The following is a 16,625-nucleotide window of genomic DNA, read 5'->3' as shown; positions in this document are numbered from 1 at the left end:
CGTCGTGTGACCTCAACCTCGGCCGACGAACGGCATCGTGGTCGCCATCACGGTCATGAACTGCACGTTCGCCGCCAATGGCAGCCCCGCCATGTAGAGGACGGCGCTCACCACGTGTTCCACGTCCATGCGTGGCTCGGGCGCCGTCGTCCCGTCCGCCTGCAGCACGCCCTGCGCCATCCTGGCCGTCAGCTCGGTGGCGGCGTTGCCGATGTCGATCTGCGAGCACACGATGTCGTACGGCCGGCCGTCCAGCGACAACGCCTTGGTCAGCCCGGTGATCGCATGCTTGGTGGCGGTGTAGGGCGCGCTGAACGGCCGCGGCGCGTGCGCCGAGATCGACCCGTTGTTGATGATCCGCCCACCCCGCGGACCCTGCCGCCGCATGATCCCGAACGCCTCCCTGGCACACAGGAAGGAGCCGGTGAGGTTGGTGTCCACCGCCGTACGCCACTGCTCGACGTCGAGCTCGTCCACGGGCACCGCGGGCGTACCGGTGCCTGCGTTGTTGAACAGCAGGTCCACCCGCCCGAACCGGTCCAGCACGGCCCCGAACAGCGCCGCCACCGACCCCTCGTCCCGCACGTCAGTGGGAACGACCAGCCACCCGCCGCCGTCCGGCGAACCCGCGGTCTCCCGCAGCCTTTCCTTCCGCCGCCCCGCGACGACGACCGCGTAACCGGCCCCGCGCAGCCCCCTGGCGACGGCCCGCCCGATCCCGGACCCGGCCCCGGTGACGACGGCGACCTTGGATGCCTCGATCATGCCCGGCAAACTACCATCATGACCTGGGACGAGTACCTCTACAGGAACCACACCCCCGAGCAGTTGAGCGCATGGGCGAACAGCCTGGCCTACTTCCACTTCTGCCGCGCCTACGGCGGCCACAACAACGACGGCGACCGCCTGCTGGCCGCCCTGAGCACCGAGGACCCGGCCGAGGTCCTGACCGCGCTGGGCCTGCCGGTCAAGCGCATCCCGCCCGGCACCCCGCTGGCCGTGCCCGGCCAGGGCTACACCGTCCAGGAGTACGCCCAGTTCCGGAACCCGGTTCCCGGCCACCCCGACCTCGACCAGCCCGGCTGGGTGACGCTGGCCGGCCACCCGGCCCACATCTGGGCGACGGCCACCACCCTCACCATCAGCGTCCACGACGCCGACGACGTCTACGAGGTCAGCGAGTCCGCGGTGGCCGCCGCCCGTGAGATGGAAAAACTCCTCGCCCCGCTGTCCGCCCACGTCATCGACCCTCCCCAGAACGACCGCAACTGCATCTGCGTCCATGCTTCGACCACGGGTGAACTGTCGGGTTCCTAGGCTGCTCGTGTGACATTTGGGGAAATGCTGGCCGTGTTCGTCGCCGGCGTCGGGGCGGGGGCCATCAACACCGTCGTCGGCTCCGGGACACTGATCACGTTCCCGGTGCTGCTGGCCACCGGCCTGCCCCCGGTCACCGCCACCGTCTCCAACGCGCTCGGCCTGATCCCCGGCTCGATCAGCGGCGCCATCGGCTACCGCGCGGAGCTGCGCGGGCAGCGGCGGCGCATCCTGCGGATGAGCGTGGGCGCGCTGCTGGGCGGCGTCACCGGGGCGGCGCTGCTGCTGGTGTTGCCGGCCGCCGCGTTCGAGACGATCGTGCCCGTCCTGGTGGGCCTCGCGCTCGTGCTGATCGTCCTGCAGCCCTGGATCGCCAAGGCGGTACGGCACCGCCGCGGGCGAAGCGGCGACCCCGACGGCGGCCCGGTGCTGCTGACGGGACTGACGCTGGCCAGCGTGTACGGCGGCTACTTCGCCGCCGCCCAGGGGATCATCTACATGTCCCTGATGGGCATGCTCCTCGACGAGGACATCCAGCGGCTCAACGCCCTCAGGAACGTCCTGGTCGCCGTGGTCAACACCGTGGCGGCGCTCTTCTTCCTCCTCGCCGCCGACTTCGACTGGACCGCCGTGGGACTGCTGGCGGCGGGTTCGGCGATCGGCGGCCGGGCGGGCTCGGCGCTGGGCCGCCGGCTCAGCCCCGCGGTGCTGCGGACCCTGGTCGTGGCCGTCGGCACCGTGGCTCTCGTCCAGCTGCTGGCACGCGCCTAGTACCTCTGCAGGAAGAGCGCCTCGGTGAGTGCCATGCGGGCGATCTCGTCCGGGTCCACGCTCTCGTTGGGCGCGTGCATGAGCGTGAGCGGCTCTTCCACGCCCATGAGGATGATCTCCGCGTCCGGGTAGGTGTCATGGAAGACGTTGCACAGCGGGATGGATCCGCCCTGGCCGAGGCTGGCGGACTCGACCCCGTAGGCGTCCTTCATCGCGCCGCGCAGCGCGGTGTAGGCGGGCCCGCCGGTCTCGGCCAGGAACGGCTGGCCGGAGGCCTCCCGCTCCACCGTCACGTGCACACCCCACGGAGCGGCCGCCTCCAGGTGCGCGATCAGCGCGTCCTGGGCCCGCACCGCGTCCATGCCGGGCGGCACCCGCAGGTTGAGCCGGGCCCTGGCGTGCGGCTGGATGGCCGAGGCCGAGCCGACCACGGGCGGGCAGTCGATGCCGAGCACGGTCAGCGCGGGCCGCGCCCACAGCATGTCCGAGACGGTCCCGTCGCCGAGCAGCGTCTCGCCGTTCAGGACGTGCGCGTCAGCGGCGAACTGCCCGGCCGGGTACTCCGCGCCGCTCCACGTCTGCGTGTTGTCCAGCCCGTTGACGGTCGTGTTGCCCTGCGCGTCGCGCAGGGACGAGAGCATGTGGATGAGCGCGGCCAGCGCGTCCGGAGCGGCGCCGCCGAACATCCCGGAGTGCATCTCGCTGCTGAGCGCCTTGACCGAGACGACCACGTTGGCCAGGCCGCGCAGGCTGACGGTCAGCGCGGGCCGGCCGACGGCCGCGCCGCCGGTGTCGCAGACCAGGATCGCGTCGGCGCGCAGCAGGTCGGCGTTCTTGGGGACGAAGTCCTCCAGCCCGCCGGTCCCCTGCTCCTCCGAGCCCTCCACGATGAGCTTCAGGTTGACCGGCACGTCGTCGCCGAGGGCGCGCAGCGCGGTCAGGTGCATGAGGATGTTGCCCTTGCAGTCGGCCGCGCCCCTGCCGTACCAGCGGCCGTCGCGCTCGGTCAGCTCCCAGACCGGGCTGTTCCAGGCGTCCTCGTCCAGGGGCGGCTGGACGTCGTAGTGGGCGTACAGCAGCACGGTCTTGGCGCCGGGCGGGCCGGGGCGCTCACCGTACACGGCCTTGCTGCCGTCGGCGGTCTCGACCAGGCGCGCATCGCTGAACCCGACCTGGGCGAAGGCGTCGAGCACCCACTGGGCGGCCTTCTCGCACTCCTCGGGCGGGAACTGCCGCGCGTCGGCCACCGACCGGAACGCCACCAGCTCCGCCAGATCCTTCTTCGCCCGCGGCATCAGCGCGGCGACGCGCTCACGCAACTCCATCGGATCACCCTTCCAAGTGGAGCCCGGCCAGCGCCTGGGCGAACTGTTCCTGCTTGTCCGGGCAATACACCTTCACCACCAGCCCCGCGCCCTCGATCAGGCGCTGCGGGGCGATGACCGGCCGCTGTCCGGGCCCGGCGGCGCCGGTGGTGAGCGCGGCGACCTTGGCGACCGTGCCGGCGGGGTCGGCGCACAGCTGACCGCCCTTGGTGCCCAGCGCCTTGGTCAGCACGTCGGGATCGACCGGACTCAGCCCCGCCGCGACAAGCTGCTCGTTGAGCTGCTTGGCCTTGCTCTGCGCTGTGGCCGTGGCGTTGGCCGTGCGGGTGCCCCACATGATGGCCATGATGATCAGCACCACCACCACGAGCAGACCGGTCGCGGTGTAGGTGATCCACCGGCTGCGCCGCTGCCCGTCGCTGACGCGCGCGTGTGCCCCCATGACGTTCCCCTCACTCGCCCTCTGCGGCGGCCCGCTCGGGGTCGCGCCAGGAGGGCCTGCTGAGCTTGATGAGCAGGTATGGCACCGCCAGCCCGACCAGGATCAGCCCGCCGCCCACGATCAGGACGTAGACCAGCGGGTTCCCGGAGCCGAACTGCGACGGCGGCACGAAACCGATGATCATCGCGGCGGCCGAGGCCAGGAAGCCGACCACGCAGAGCAGGCCCAGGGCCGGGGCGCGGAAGCCGCGTGGGTGGTCGGGCTGGGTTTTGCGCAGCCGTACCGCCGCCACGAACATCAGCAGATAGACGATCAGGTAGATCTGCGTGGTGATCACCGACAGGATCCAGTAGGCGCTGGAGACGTCCGGGATGAACGCGTACAGCAGCGCGATGACCGTCGTGACGACGCCCTGGGCGACGAGGATGTTCTGCTGGATGCCGTGCTTGTTGAGCTTCTGCAGCGACGGCGGCAGCCAGCCCTCCTCGCGGCTGATCATCAGCACGCCCTTGGACGGCCCGGCCAGCCAGGTGAGCATGCCGCCCAGCGACGCCGCGATGATCATCAACCCGAAGACCGGCGTCAGCCACTGCACGCTGAAATGGGCGAACATGGTGTCGAACGCCTGCATCACCCCGGCCGTCAGGCTCGTGCTGTCGGCCGGGACCACCCAGCTGATCGCCAGCGCGGGCAGAATGAAGATCAGCAGCACCAGACCGACCGCGAGGAACATCGACCGGGGGAAATCCCTGGCCGGGTTCTTGAGGCTGGAGACGTGGACCGCGTTCATCTCCATGCCCGAGTACGACAGGAAGTTGTTGACGATCAGCACCAGGCTGGCGATCCCCGCCCACGGCGGCAGGATGTGCGCCGCGTCCATGGGCGCGGCAGACGGGTTGCCCTGGCCGAGAAAGACCATCCCGAGCAGGATCAGCACCGTCCCCGGGATGAGCGTGCCGATCACCAGCCCCGCGCTGGACAACCCCGCCACGGTCTTCGTCCCCTGACTGGAGACCCAGACGCCCGCCCAGTAGACGACCACGATCACGATCGCGGTGTAGAGCCCGCTGCCGGCCAGTTCGGGGTTGATGACGTAGGCGAAGGTGCTGGCCACGAAGGCGAGCAGCGTCGGGTAGTAGAAGATCGTCATCGCGAACTGGCACCACACGGCCAGGAACCCCAGGGGCTTCGACAGTCCCTGGCTGACCCAGTTGTAGACCCCGCCGCTCCAGCCGGAGGCGAGCTCGGCCGAGACCATGGCCGTGGGCAGCAGGAACACGATCGCCGGAACCACGTAGAGAAAGATCGCCGCCAGCCCGTACACGGCCATGCTGGGCGATGAGCGCAGGCTGGCGACCGAGCTCGTGATCATGAACGCCAGCGCGACCCACGAGATCCACGCGGTGGCGGGCTTGGCCGCGACCGCCGCCTTCGGCACCGCCCCCGAGTCCCCCGGAACATCGACAGAGCTCATTCGACTACCCCCACCGTGACATAACCATCACAATGGGTAACCAAACGCCGTTCAGCCCGGCGGCGCGTCGAAGAGGGCGTGTTCGTCCTGGTCAGGGGCCTCGATCTGCCCGGCCCACTGCTCGATCATCGCCCTGGTGACGACGGCGGTGTCCGGCGTTCCCGTGCCGTTACGAACCTCCAGGCGCCGCCACAGCTCATCGAGCGGCACGTCCAGATACCGCAGCTCAACCGCGGCCCCGATCGCACGGGCCCGGAGCCGGACCTCGTCCCTTTCCTCGCGGGCCCAGAACCCGAACTCCAGGATCACCGTCTGGCCCAGGCTCAGCAGCTCGTACGCGTGCTCCCGGAGAACGGCCTCCAGCCGCTCCCGCGCGCTCTCGTCGAAGAGGTCGATGCCCAGCTTCGCCAGCCACTCATCCGGACACAGGCGAACTCCCGGCGATTCGGCGGCCAGCTTCTTGGCGAGCGTCGTCTTTCCCGAACCCGGCAGCCCGCACAACACGATCAGCCGCGCCTTCATCTCGCCTCCTCGCATCGCATCAGTAGAGAGACAGGCTGGGAAGGAGCTTGCGTGCCGCTTCGATCAGCTTGTCCGCCGTGGTGGTCGCCGCCTCGGCCTCGTCCTGTGCGACGTCGTCGCCGGGCCGTACCGGATATTCGATCTCGTTACGGCGACGCCGCAGCGCGCCGAAGTCCCTGAAGGCATGGCCGAACTGAGCCCGCAGCACTTCCTCCACCACGTAGTGCCCGCCCGCGGTGGTGGGACGGAGGCCCTGATGCGCCAGCACAGCCGTGCAAGCATGCCGCGCCGCGTCATAGGCGAGGATGAACGCGCTGTCCGGGTCGTCGGTGATCCCGTGCGCCGTCCGTAAGGTGCGCCGGGCGCGTTCCACCCAGTCGGTGCCGTCCGCGGCGGAACCCGTGACCTTCTGCAGCCGCCCCTCGGCGAGAAGCCGCTCCACCACCGCCTCCCCCTGGCTCCAGCGCATCACTCCCCCTCCCCGGCCAGTTCCCGAACCCAGACCAGCGGCGCGGACCGAACTTGATCGACCAGCGGATCAGCCGCCTTTTCCCAGCGCTCACGCGTCATCAGAACCGGATTGACCGGAATCCCCAGCCCGCCTTCCACTCGCTCGGCGGCCTCATACACATCGGCCCGCGAAATGCCGCCCACCACCAGGACGTCGATGTCGTTCGGCGGCGGGCCCGGCTCACCGAGATACCGGCTCGCCCAGGACCCGAAGACGGCCACCCCGTCCACGCCCGACAGGTTGGAGAATTCGCGCTCGACGAGAAGGTGCGGCCCGAACGCCAGCGTCAGCAGCTCGGTGAGCGGCCGGGCATAGCGGCCCGGGACCATGGCCCTAATCAGATGAGCCCGCCCGACCCTGCGACCACTTAGCAGTCCGGCTTCCAGCAGGCGCCCCACTTCCCGCTGCATCGTGGTCAGCGGCACCCCGACCTTCTCGGCGAGTTCGGTCACGGTGAACTCGCGGTCGGGGTGAAGGTAGAGCAGGGTGAGCAGGTCCGCCTGATGCCGCGACCGGAAGATCGGCAGCAACTTGGGCGACTCACTACGCATAGATGAAAGTTATCACCCATCTATGCGTAGCGTCATGACCTCAGCCCCAGGCGGCGACACTGAAGGCCCACGCCGCCGACACACGCCACCACGCACACGCCCACCGGAGGCGCGCCCTCCGGCCACGCGACACCCTTGAGGATCGGGCCCTTGACCGCCTGGCCGCTCCCATGTTGCCCGTATGGAGGGTGTAGCCGGGCCTGTCGGTTTCAACGGATTTCCCGCTCGGCCGCCTTCCCGTCCGGGCACGGCGAGACGTACGCCGGGAACGAGCTAGGCACCGTCCTCGCCGTCGCGCAGAGAATGGATCATGCTCTTCAGAATCCGGAACGCGGCAGATTGCTCGGCCTCGGTCATGCCGGCCAGCATTCTGACCTCGACGGACCGGACCGCCGCGGTCGCCTTCTCCAGGCTCCGTCGGCCGCGAGGCGTGAGCCGCGCGGGAAGAACCTTCCCGACGGGCGCCTCAGCGGGCCTGGTCACGTAACCCTCTCGTTCCAGGGCCTGGAGCAGCACGTTCATCGTCTGCCGGGTCACGAACGCTCCCCGGGCGAGCTCGGAGTTCGACAAGCCCGGTCGCTGAGCCAGGAGCTCAAGACAGGAGTAGTGCGTCACGCTCATCCCGAGCGGCCGCAGCACCTCCTCCATGGCTGCGCGCAGCGCGCTCGACGCCTCTTTCAGCAGGTAGCCCAGTGACGTCTCCAGGTCGACACCGCTTTGACTCATGTCAGTATTCTGACATAGATTGACCCGTGTCAGAAACCTGACACGACTAGAAGGAGCCCCATCATGCCCGCCACCGGCCCCGACTTCATCTCGCTCCAGGCGCGCGACCTCAACGCTTCACAGGCGTTCTACGAGCAGTATCTCGGCCTCGTCCGCTCACCGGCCGGACCTCCGCACGCCGTCGTCTTCGAGACGAAGCCGATCGCGTTCGCAATCCGCGACATCGTTCCCGGCACCGATCTCGCATCCGTCGCCCAGCCCGGCATCGGCGCCGCGATCTGGCTCCACGCCACAGACGTCCAGGCCATCCACGACGCTCTCGCCGCCGACGGCCACACCATCGTCTCCGCACCGATCGACGGCCCCTTCGGCCGGACATTCACCTTCGCCGACCCCGACGGCTACCACATCACTCTCCACGACCGCACCTGACAAGCCCCTCGGACAATCACCGGCCCCCGAAGACCGCGGTCGTGCCCAAGGCTCGAGAACCCGGGTGACTCCGCGCACCGAAGGCGCGCACGATCGTAGCGCCCGAGTGGAGCGAGGACCGTTGACCTGGGCTCCAACCGGCCTACCACCCAGCCGGGTAACAGGTAGGTGCTCAAGAACCCCCGCGGAGCGAGGACCGCTGGTCAGGGTGGGATCCAACTGACCAACCACTTAGCTGGGCAACGGGTGGGCTTGAGGGGGACAGCCCGAGCGCAGCGAGGACGCCAGAGGTCGGGGCCATACCGCGACTGGAAGGACGCGCGAAGCACCATGCCCTTGGCCCGGGAAGGCGCCCGACCGGAGGGACGCCTGGAACCCACACGCGCGAAGCGCGCTGATGTGAAAGACCTTGCTTGTGGACCTAATCACCGCTTACTCGAACACAGAGCCGCAACTGATCGGGCTCCGTCACGTGATCGAGCGCTTGGGGGCCGATCACCTCAGGAAAGATCATCGGGATGGTCTCACCCGTTGACTGGCAACAACTCATGCCATTGGGGTAGCCAGGTCCAACAATCGGAAGCAACGAGTGGTTGGCTCTTTCACATCAGGCGCACCGAAGTCCCGAGCGCCGGCTATGACCCGATGCATAACATCCAGACGGAACCACATTCTACTGTGCACCACAGCACCGCTTGAACTTCTTTCGTGATCCACACGAACAAGGTGCATTACGACTCAGTATTCCATAATTAGCTTGATGCGCCTCCGCAACAATCCATGCCAGCAAAGCGATACCTTCACGAGTGTCCGAGTGATTTTCACCTAGATGATCCATGCACGCGGCAACCATCTCACAAGCCTCCAGTTCGGCACGTGCATACAGTCGCATGCCAGCCATGGCTCCAATCTGAGTACGTCGAGCCAGCAGAGCAAAAGGATGCCACTCGCTCAATACCCGAGAGAACCGATCGATGACATCGTCAAGCACATCTACCGCTTCTTCGAACCTACCTCGCTTCACAAACATAACTGCAAGATTGTTACGGCTTGTCAGCGTATCTGGATGATCCATACCCAGCGCTGCCGCACGAAGCTCAATTGTTTCACGAATCTCCGCCTCAGCCTCACTGTGTCGTCCCATATCGTCCAGAAGATTCGCCAAATTGTTTCGACTTGCCAGCGTGTCAGGATGGCTAGTGCCGAGATAAACTGCGGAGAGCTCAACAGCTTTCCTGCTCATTTCCTCGGCCTCCGAAAAATCTCCCGACTCCCGCAAGCAGCTAGCAAGATTGCTCAGAGAAGTTAGCGTCTCAGGGTGAACCTTCCCCAACACCCTCTCCCGCACTTCGAGGATTTCTCGTAGTTCCACCGTCGCGTCCTCCACCAAGCCCCTTGCATGCAGGGTGCATGCACGCGTGTCACGAGCCGTCAGCGTATCGGGATGATCATCACCAAGCAGTCCTGCCAGGTGTTCAACCAGCCGATCTACCTCAGACTGAGCCGCCTCGAATTCCCCCAACGCGTGAAGTATGTTAACTCGATGCTTTCTTCCATGAATTAGCTCTGGCGAATCTTCATCAAGCTCCTCACTCGCATTAAGGCTCAGCTTGGAGATTTCGTCGAAGGCTTCTCTTGGTCGACCGCTCCTATTTAGGACAACAGCAAGATCAATACGACATGCAACTGTTTGAGGATGGCTATCGCCAAGCAACCTAAGAGAAGCTTCTAGATTCTTTCTGACATCTGCCTCAATTTGAATGGGATTATCCGCTAAGGCTGACAACGAAGCGGCGTTCCTGAGAAAAGTCAGAGCCCTTTGATCACAACTTATAAAAAGCCGGGTGGCCGCGTCCTTAACATTTTGCATCTCGGCCATGCTCTCGCTACGGCGCCCAAGGTCCCACAAGACAGCCGCAAGGTTATTCCGCACCATGAGACTATCTTCGTCGTCCACACCATCTAGCGGCAGAGTGAAGTCCAACGCCAGCAGGATAAGTTCGAGCGCGCTTGCGTAGCTTCCTTGAACGCGCTCAAATACTGCAGCATTATTCAGAATAACACCGATAGACCGGTCGAAGTCGTCATCACCCGGAAGCACCTGATCAGCAAGGCATCTAATATGTGGCATGAGTGCATACATTATCGCTCTATCAGATTCATTGGACTCCATGTTCTTAGGGATCTTCCTTCTAAGCCAGAGCAGGGCGATTGTTGCTAGAGATCGCGATTCTGCGCCAGAATCAACCGAAACGAGAAGGACTGCTCGCAGCAGTCGATGTAGAACTATGGAGTCGTCTCGCAGTTCGATCAAGCTATATGAGGACAGAATTCCAAGAACCTCGTCAAGATCAACGACATCACTGGGCGCAAGCGAGGCTCGCGGAATAGATGTTGGCGCGTAATGCGCGAGAACGTTCAAGACAGTAACAGCCATACGGTTTCGCGCAGGCAGTTGCCTGAGAGTAATTTTCCAGAGACGTGCGATAGTGTCGCGCGGCGCCCTCTCCTCGCTGTGTGATCTGTAAGTCCGCCGAGGATCTTCTTTTAGCAATTCAAGATAGCGAGATATACTAATTTGCGACTGATTGATATATGCAGTCGCTTGGTCCAAAGCCAAAGGAAGAAAGCCGAGTTCCTCCACAAGTTCAGATACCGTGGCCCCGCTCCCGACCAGACCGGGCTCTACGATTCCTTCCACTAGGGTCACGGAGTCTGTTGGGCTTAGAACCTCAAGCTGTAGCTTACGGATCCCGTTCGGCCAGCTAACATTCCGGCGGGTTGTGATAATCAGATGTCCGTTTGAAAGCTGCGCGAGATAGGGCCTAACGCTAGCCAGATTCTCAACGTTATCCAACACAAGGAGCCAGTCAGAATTTATCTGAAGCCAGGAGACTGCCCATTCTGCTGCCGCTTCGACGTCTCCCAATAGGCTTATCGCGGGATAGATTCGTCTTGCAAGGGCCGCGAGCCCTTCCCTAATCTCCTGCTTACTGTCCGAGACTATCCACCAGACAACCCTGTACTCTGCCCGACACCGCTCGATGTGATGTAGGACAAGCTCCGATTTTCCCACGCCACCTAAGCCACATATCACATGAGTGCAGGGCTCAAATCGCCCGTCATTCGCTGGCATCACTCGCAGACACTCCAGCATTTCCGCCCGACCGACGAAGGTCTTTGTCGGCAGGCGTGGCAGGTTGCTAACTGCATGCACATCGTTGAAGTGCGATGGCCGAAGTAGTCCATCCACGCCAAATACAATATTGGTGGCATTATCTCCAGTTGAAGCTATACCGGAGACAGCATAGGCCGATATCGACCTCTCTCCTGCAGCATTGATTTCACGTGCGACATCTTTCCGATTGTTGTCCATAAGCAAATCTCATTACGGTAGGCCAACTTCGCGTCTGACATAGATAGACAGCTGCAAGCGAGGCATCGCCTGCGCACGCCTGGCACTGCACCGAATACTTCCCGATTGGGCCCTTGTATCCGGCAAAGACAACCAGTCGGGCAACAACCTGCCCACGCGTGTACCGCCAGATCACATGATGGGCCAAGTGGCACGCCATCGCTCTATATTTCGCAAATCTGTCGGGCGGATCTTGACGAGCCTGACAAGGCCCTGGGTTCCAATACTCATCTCAACGAATTTGAGTGTCGCAAGCCGGTATTTATTCGCCTATGCGACGAATTTTGGCCAGGCCGTTTCCGTATGCAGGGCTGGCACAGTCCGTACAACCCACGGCTTGATACGCGAACTTTGTCTGCTGAGTTCGCGAGTCGATTGCGGAAGAGAGGTCGTCTGAAGCCCAGGCCAGCCTTAAGAGCCGCAGGCATGGATCCTTTTGGACAGCTCCAACGGACAGCCTGAGCATCCTGTTGATCAATCAGCAACCCCCGAAGCCAGCACGGCGTAGCATCACACCTGCAGAGCACCCAAATCGACCCGCAGGATGGCTGATGGCGGACCAAGTCCAGATCCTCACCACGGCCGAAAGCCGTGAGGACGCATACGCGCTCGCTCAGAACCTCATTCATGACCAGCTAGCGACAAGTGCCCAGGTCGCCGGTCCGATTGTGTCGATCTTCATGCAAGGCAGCGCCATGGTAGAAGCGCAGCAATGGCAACTCGTCTTGCGGACAACCGCTGCTCAGGTGAGTGCGGTGCGGGAGATCGTCTCCGCATCGGAGTTTGTCGTGGTTCCGGTTCTCGATGGAGATGCTGAGTAGGTCCAGGTCACTCAGTCAACGTGGCCAGTCGAGGTACCGCGAACTTCAATCGCCCTAGCCAGTGCCATGCCATCAGTCAGATCTGGCATGACGGTTTCGGCGCCGGCATCTTTCAGATCTGTCGCTGTGCTCTTCCCTGAGGCGACAGCGATCACATGGGCTCCGCCCTCGCGCCCTGCCGTCACATCTTGCGGCGTATCCCCGATCAGAATCGTCGTATCGCGCGTGAACCTGCGGCCAAGCTTGCGTTCGGCCCGTTCCTGGGCGATGGGCACCAGCTTGGCTCGGACCGGATCGTCCTCACCATAACTTCCGATCTCAAGATCGACGAGATGGTCCAGGTCGAAGATGCGGAGCTTGGCCTCTGCTGAGAGCCTGGTATTCCCCGTGAGGACCGATTGAACAACACCTGCCAGCCGACCCACCGATTGAAGTGCGGTCACTGCACCGGGCAGCACGCGTCCTCGTAGCCGCATCTCATGCGCCCGCTCCTCATATCCGCGGGCCTGGAGTTCGATGAAGTGCCGGAAATACTCATCCGAGCGTGGAATCTCGTGCAGGTCGAGGGTTTCGCCGAAGATGACCAGTTCGGTCCGGCCGCTGGGGTCGGCCATGTCCTTCATGGGGACGCCGGTCGTCTGCTCGAAGGCTGCGGCGAACACCTCGCGCCCGACTCCTCCTGTCTCGATCAGGGTGTGATCGATGTCCCAGAGCACGAGCCGGTGAGTGGTCACAGATCCGCCCTTCCCCTGACGAGATTGCGCATGCCAAGACTCTCACGGGATTCGGCGTTCCGGCCTACGGTGGAGAGCGGTGGTTCGCGGGCACGCTGGTGACGATGGATGTGCAGGAGGCCCCGTGGGTTCGGTGGAGATCCCTATCGGTGAGCGGGTTCGCTTTTACCGCACTGCCCGCAACAAGAAGCAAGCCGTGGTCGCCGGCCTGGCGGGTATAAGTGAGAACTATCTGAGCCAGATCGAGCGCGGGGTTCGCACGCCGACGATCGCCTTGCTTCACCAGCTCGCCCGTGTGTTGGATGTGCCTGTCGCGGTGCTGATCGGTGAGCCTTCTCTTGAAGGCGACAGTGTGCTTCACCCGGTCGCGGGTCAACTGCAACGCGTGCTGACCACCTATGACGTTCCCCTCGACGAGAGTCCCGATCTGCCCGCGCTCAGAGCGCGGGTCGAGAGTGCTTGGGGGCTGTGGCAGGGGTCCACGAATCGCTTCACTGAAGTGAGCACGCTCGTCCCGGACCTCACGCGCGATGTCCAGGGCGCCGTTCGCGCGCTCCGGTCCTCGACGGACGCCAGCTCGCGGAGGGAGGCGTATCGGATCTCGGCCGATCTGTACTACCTGCTGAGAACCTTCACCAAGCGCGTTGGGCGGACGGATCTGTCGCTCATGGTCGCCGACCGCGCCGTGACCGCCGCGGAGAACGCGGATGACCCGCTGAGAGTCGCCGCTGCCAAGTGGAACCTTGGCCAGATTCTCCTGTCCCAGGGAGAGGCTGAGGGCGCCGAGGACGTGGCCATGCGGTCCATCGAGGAACTGCGTCGTGAGGTGCCCGAGCGCCATCCTGACCAGGCCGCTCTTGAGGGCGCGTTGTGGCTCGTCGCCGCCATTGCCTCCGGTCGTCGCCACGATCATTGGACCGCGCGGGAACGCATCCAAGGGTCGGCTACCGAGGCCGCTGGTGACGCCGGTGAGGGCAACGTCTTTTGGACTGTGTTCGGGCCGCTGAACGTCGGCCTGCACCTGGTCAGTGTCGAGATGGAGGCCGGCGAAGTAGCCGAGGCGCTGCACATCGCGGACCAGCTCGACGTGAACCACTCCCCTTCGCTGGAACGCCGGATGACGTTCGCGCTGGAAGTCGCCCGTTGCTACGACCAGCGACAGGAGGACGCCGCGGTCATCCTCCACCTCATGAACGCCGAGGCGAGCGGCCCGGAGGACCTGCGCTACAACACCCTGGCTCGCGATCTCGTGCGGTCTCTGCTCAAGCGCGCACGGCCCACGTTCCAGCCTCAGGTACGCGCTCTCGCCCGCCGGGTCGGCCTCCTCGACTGACCCGCGCTACCTGCTAACCCGCGCTCACAGCGCGGGTGGCCACCTCCATCCCCACCTAGTGTCGAGCGCACTCGACACCGGGTGAAGGGAAGGAGGTGAAGGACCAGATGGGACACAAGTTCAGGGTCGTCGACGACCGTCAGGCACTGCCGTACTCGCAACTACCGGACGACTACCGGACGCGCGCCTATCTGCTGCCCCTCACCTCCGAGTCGTCGCACACAGCGCGGCACTGCATATCGGATCTGCTCCTCCTCTGGCGCCTTCCAGACCTTGTTGAACCCGCGGCATTGATCACCGCCGAACTGGTCAGCAACGCGGTCCGCCACGCCATCGGATGGAGCGACGAAGCCTTACCGGTACGGCTCCTGGCCATCTATGCGGCGCGTACCCTGCGCATCGAGGTACGCGATCCGGACGCGCGCAATCTTCCGGTCCTGCGCGTGCCCGAGGAACTGGCCACGTTCGGGTACGGCATGCAGCTCGTACACGGCTATGCCGACCGGTACGGCGTACGCGTCACTGATGCCGGCAAGGCCGTGTGGTGCGAGATCGACCGCCGCAGCGACGCTCCCTTCTCCCGCTCCGATCTGACGACGGAAAGGGGCGGTTCTCATGGGTGAGCTTTCTGAGGCGCGCTGGGCAGAGGGAGATCCGGCCTTTCTGCTGGAAGACGGAGTCGGCTACGTCCGCGAGTGGGCACGAGCACAGCATTCCGTGGCCAGCGTCAAGGAGGCGCTCACGGCCATCGGCTCTCCGGACGCCATGCCGTACCTGCGAGCGGACGTCAACGAGTTCGGCGCCGGATTCGTCGAGCTAGGCCGAGTGACGCCCCAGACTGCCGCATTGATCGCACAGGCCCTCGCCGAGATGGCCGCGCGTCGGTCGGTTGACGACGAGTGCGCGGCCTGAGCAGGGGCGTTGCCGTGAATAGCCCTGTGGGAAACGCTACTGAGATCCTGGCCGTGAGGGCGCTTGGGCAAGCTTTGGAGCGCGAGGGGATCACCGCCGAAGTGCATGCAGGCTATGGGCTGGCGCTCGCCTTCATCGACACCGGTCTGGTCGTGTGGTGCAACGGCCATCGCTTCTGGTGGCGCACCGGATGGAACGACAGATTCCACCGCGCCGTCTACGCCTGGCATCCGGCCATCGACCCGCCAAGAGCCGCTCGACGCGTCGCTCGTCAGTACGCCCTGGCCCGCACCAAGCCGCAGAGCAGGGCCAAATGAGTCATCGGAACATCAGAACCGCCCAACGAGTTGCCGACCAGCTTGAAGCACTCGCATGGGCGCACACCCGTGAATCAGCGAGCATGACCAGAGTCGAGTTTCTCGACTACTTCGGCCTGGACGTATCCGAGGCCCGGACTCTGTACGGCATGTATCTCAGAGCGTGCGCATACGCTCGCCTGCGGCAATGCGAAGAGCAGCCCACTCCACCACTGATCCAGGGACGCGTCATCGACTCCGTGGTTTCGACGCGGTGATGGTGTAGACGGCCTCTAGCGCGTCCCCACACACCACCACCTCTTCCAGTGCGACCGGTCGCTTGTCCAGAGTCGCGACGCGAGTGATGTGAAGGACCGGCGTTCCCGGCATGGCCTTCAACGTCTCTGCCTCATCCGGCAGCGGCATACGTGCCCGCACATACTCTTGCCAGCTCAGACGGCCACGCGGGTCGAAATAGCCGTAGACCTCTGACGGAGCTGGAAGCGCGGGGTCGTCGGCCCATGGGGTGTCCTGAGCGACACTGAACGGCACGCTGAGCCGGCGCATGCGCGCCACCCCATCGGCTCTCTCCAGCGCCATCCGCACGAGCATCGGTTCCCCCGGAGGGATGGCGAGGAGTTCGGCTTGCGGAAGTGCGGAGTTGATGCGCAGGTGAGACGGCGAATCCACTTCTCGCCAGGACTCTTGGTCACTGTCTACGTAGCCGCCCGTTGCTGTTCGGGTGAGGCCGCGGTGGTCGGCTCGGGCCGGGCGCGCGGAGGGCGAGCGGACGAATGTTCCCTTCGGGCGTTGCACCTCGACCAAGCCCGCGGCCTTCAGCTCGTTGATGGCGTTGCGGATCGTCGGGCGGGAGAGGCCGAACTCTTCGGCTAGCTGCTGTTCGGATGGGAGAGCCTGTCCAGCGGGGAAGGTGCCGTCGAGGATGCGTTCCCGGAGGTATTCGGCGACCTGCTTCCACCGGGAGACCGGCGCTTTGATCTCCATCACGAGTGGCTCCTACCTGGGGCTTCGCGGCGCCCCGG

General features: G+C 64.7%; 19 protein-coding genes. 8 read left to right on the top strand and 11 right to left on the bottom strand.

Features of this window, described 5'->3' with window-relative positions; all coding sequences use genetic code 11:
• Positions 1-12: 12 nt before the first annotated feature.
• Complete coding sequence (locus tag HNR40_RS45845; RefSeq protein WP_184973212.1) at positions 13-765, bottom strand: SDR family oxidoreductase; 753 nt, start codon at positions 763-765, stop codon at positions 13-15.
• A gap of 18 nt (positions 766-783) precedes the next feature.
• Here HNR40_RS45845 and HNR40_RS45840 point away from each other — a divergent pair, with 18 nt between their 5' ends.
• Positions 784-1,317, top strand: coding sequence for a hypothetical protein (locus HNR40_RS45840; RefSeq protein WP_184973210.1), 534 nt, complete (start codon positions 784-786; stop codon positions 1,315-1,317).
• 9 nt (positions 1,318-1,326) lie between these two features.
• On the top strand, positions 1,327-2,088 hold the full coding sequence (locus HNR40_RS45835; protein ID WP_184973208.1) for a sulfite exporter TauE/SafE family protein: 762 nt from the start codon (positions 1,327-1,329) through the stop codon (positions 2,086-2,088).
• Here HNR40_RS45835 and HNR40_RS45830 read toward each other — a convergent pair.
• The 7 genes from HNR40_RS45830 to HNR40_RS45800 form a co-directional block, all read right to left on the bottom strand.
• On the bottom strand, positions 2,085-3,413 hold the full coding sequence (locus tag HNR40_RS45830; RefSeq protein WP_184973206.1) for a dipeptidase: 1,329 nt from the start codon (positions 3,411-3,413) through the stop codon (positions 2,085-2,087). The two genes, HNR40_RS45835 and HNR40_RS45830, sit on opposite strands and share 4 nt — an antisense overlap.
• 4 nt (positions 3,414-3,417) lie before the next feature.
• Positions 3,418-3,855, bottom strand: coding sequence for a hypothetical protein (locus HNR40_RS45825; protein WP_184973205.1), 438 nt, complete (start codon positions 3,853-3,855; stop codon positions 3,418-3,420).
• Positions 3,856-3,865: 10 nt separating this feature from the next.
• Positions 3,866-5,329 (bottom strand): glutamate/gamma-aminobutyrate antiporter GadC, encoded by a 1,464-nt coding sequence (gene gadC, locus HNR40_RS45820; RefSeq protein WP_184973203.1) that lies wholly within the window; start codon positions 5,327-5,329, stop codon positions 3,866-3,868.
• A 51-nt stretch (positions 5,330-5,380) separates the two neighbouring features.
• Positions 5,381-5,851 (bottom strand): P-loop nucleotide/nucleoside kinase family protein, encoded by a 471-nt coding sequence (locus tag HNR40_RS45815; RefSeq protein ID WP_221341639.1) that lies wholly within the window; start codon positions 5,849-5,851, stop codon positions 5,381-5,383.
• Positions 5,852-5,870: 19 nt separating this feature from the next.
• Positions 5,871-6,320: a HEPN domain-containing protein gene (locus tag HNR40_RS45810; protein WP_246510593.1), complete on the bottom strand. Its 450-nt coding sequence runs from the start codon at positions 6,318-6,320 to the stop codon at positions 5,871-5,873.
• Positions 6,320-6,892 (bottom strand): helix-turn-helix domain-containing protein, encoded by a 573-nt coding sequence (locus HNR40_RS45805; RefSeq protein WP_221341638.1) that lies wholly within the window; start codon positions 6,890-6,892, stop codon positions 6,320-6,322. The genes HNR40_RS45810 and HNR40_RS45805 overlap by 1 nt, the downstream gene beginning before the upstream one ends.
• A 294-nt stretch (positions 6,893-7,186) precedes the next feature.
• Positions 7,187-7,639 (bottom strand): MarR family winged helix-turn-helix transcriptional regulator, encoded by a 453-nt coding sequence (locus HNR40_RS45800; protein WP_184973196.1) that lies wholly within the window; start codon positions 7,637-7,639, stop codon positions 7,187-7,189.
• Between the two features lie 63 nt (positions 7,640-7,702).
• On the opposite strand from HNR40_RS45800, the gene HNR40_RS45795 reads away from it, so the two are divergent.
• Positions 7,703-8,071, top strand: coding sequence for a VOC family protein (locus HNR40_RS45795; RefSeq protein WP_184973194.1), 369 nt, complete (start codon positions 7,703-7,705; stop codon positions 8,069-8,071).
• A 673-nt stretch (positions 8,072-8,744) separates the two neighbouring features.
• On the opposite strand, the gene HNR40_RS45790 is transcribed toward HNR40_RS45795, so the two are convergent.
• Positions 8,745-11,447 carry a tetratricopeptide repeat protein gene (locus HNR40_RS45790; RefSeq protein ID WP_184973193.1) on the bottom strand — a complete coding sequence of 901 codons (2,703 nt, stop codon included), beginning with the start codon at positions 11,445-11,447 and terminating at the stop codon, positions 8,745-8,747.
• Positions 11,448-12,037: 590 nt separating this feature from the next.
• Between HNR40_RS45790 and cutA the strand changes: the two genes are divergently transcribed.
• A complete protein-coding gene (gene cutA, locus HNR40_RS45785) occupies positions 12,038-12,307 on the top strand; it encodes a divalent cation tolerance protein CutA (protein WP_184973191.1) in 270 nt (89 codons plus the stop codon).
• Between the two features lie 11 nt (positions 12,308-12,318).
• Here cutA and HNR40_RS45780 read toward each other — a convergent pair whose 3' ends face one another.
• Positions 12,319-13,023: a haloacid dehalogenase-like hydrolase gene (locus HNR40_RS45780; protein WP_221341637.1), complete on the bottom strand. Its 705-nt coding sequence runs from the start codon at positions 13,021-13,023 to the stop codon at positions 12,319-12,321.
• 142 nt (positions 13,024-13,165) lie between these two features.
• Here HNR40_RS45780 and HNR40_RS45775 point away from each other — a divergent pair, with 142 nt between their 5' ends.
• From HNR40_RS45775 to HNR40_RS45760, 4 genes are all read left to right on the top strand, one after another.
• Entirely contained in the window at positions 13,166-14,374 is a 1,209-nt protein-coding gene (locus HNR40_RS45775) for a helix-turn-helix domain-containing protein (protein WP_184973187.1), read from the top strand.
• Between the two features lie 107 nt (positions 14,375-14,481).
• On the top strand, positions 14,482-14,997 hold the full coding sequence (locus tag HNR40_RS45770; RefSeq protein WP_184973186.1) for an ATP-binding protein: 516 nt from the start codon (positions 14,482-14,484) through the stop codon (positions 14,995-14,997).
• A complete protein-coding gene (locus HNR40_RS45765; protein ID WP_184973184.1) occupies positions 14,990-15,286 on the top strand; it encodes a hypothetical protein in 297 nt (98 codons plus the stop codon). The genes HNR40_RS45770 and HNR40_RS45765 overlap by 8 nt, the downstream gene beginning before the upstream one ends.
• 101 nt (positions 15,287-15,387) lie before the next feature.
• Positions 15,388-15,603: a hypothetical protein gene (locus HNR40_RS45760; RefSeq protein WP_184973182.1), complete on the top strand. Its 216-nt coding sequence runs from the start codon at positions 15,388-15,390 to the stop codon at positions 15,601-15,603.
• Positions 15,604-15,831: 228 nt separating this feature from the next.
• On the opposite strand, the gene HNR40_RS45755 is transcribed toward HNR40_RS45760, so the two are convergent.
• Positions 15,832-16,587: a GntR family transcriptional regulator gene (locus HNR40_RS45755; RefSeq protein ID WP_246510589.1), complete on the bottom strand. Its 756-nt coding sequence runs from the start codon at positions 16,585-16,587 to the stop codon at positions 15,832-15,834.
• Positions 16,588-16,625 lie beyond the last annotated feature (38 nt).

The organism is Nonomuraea endophytica (genome assembly GCF_014203235.1).
In the GTDB taxonomy this organism is placed as follows: Bacteria; Actinomycetota; Actinomycetes; order Streptosporangiales; family Streptosporangiaceae; genus Nonomuraea; species Nonomuraea endophytica.
This window is presented reverse-complemented; position numbering and strand designations above follow the sequence as displayed.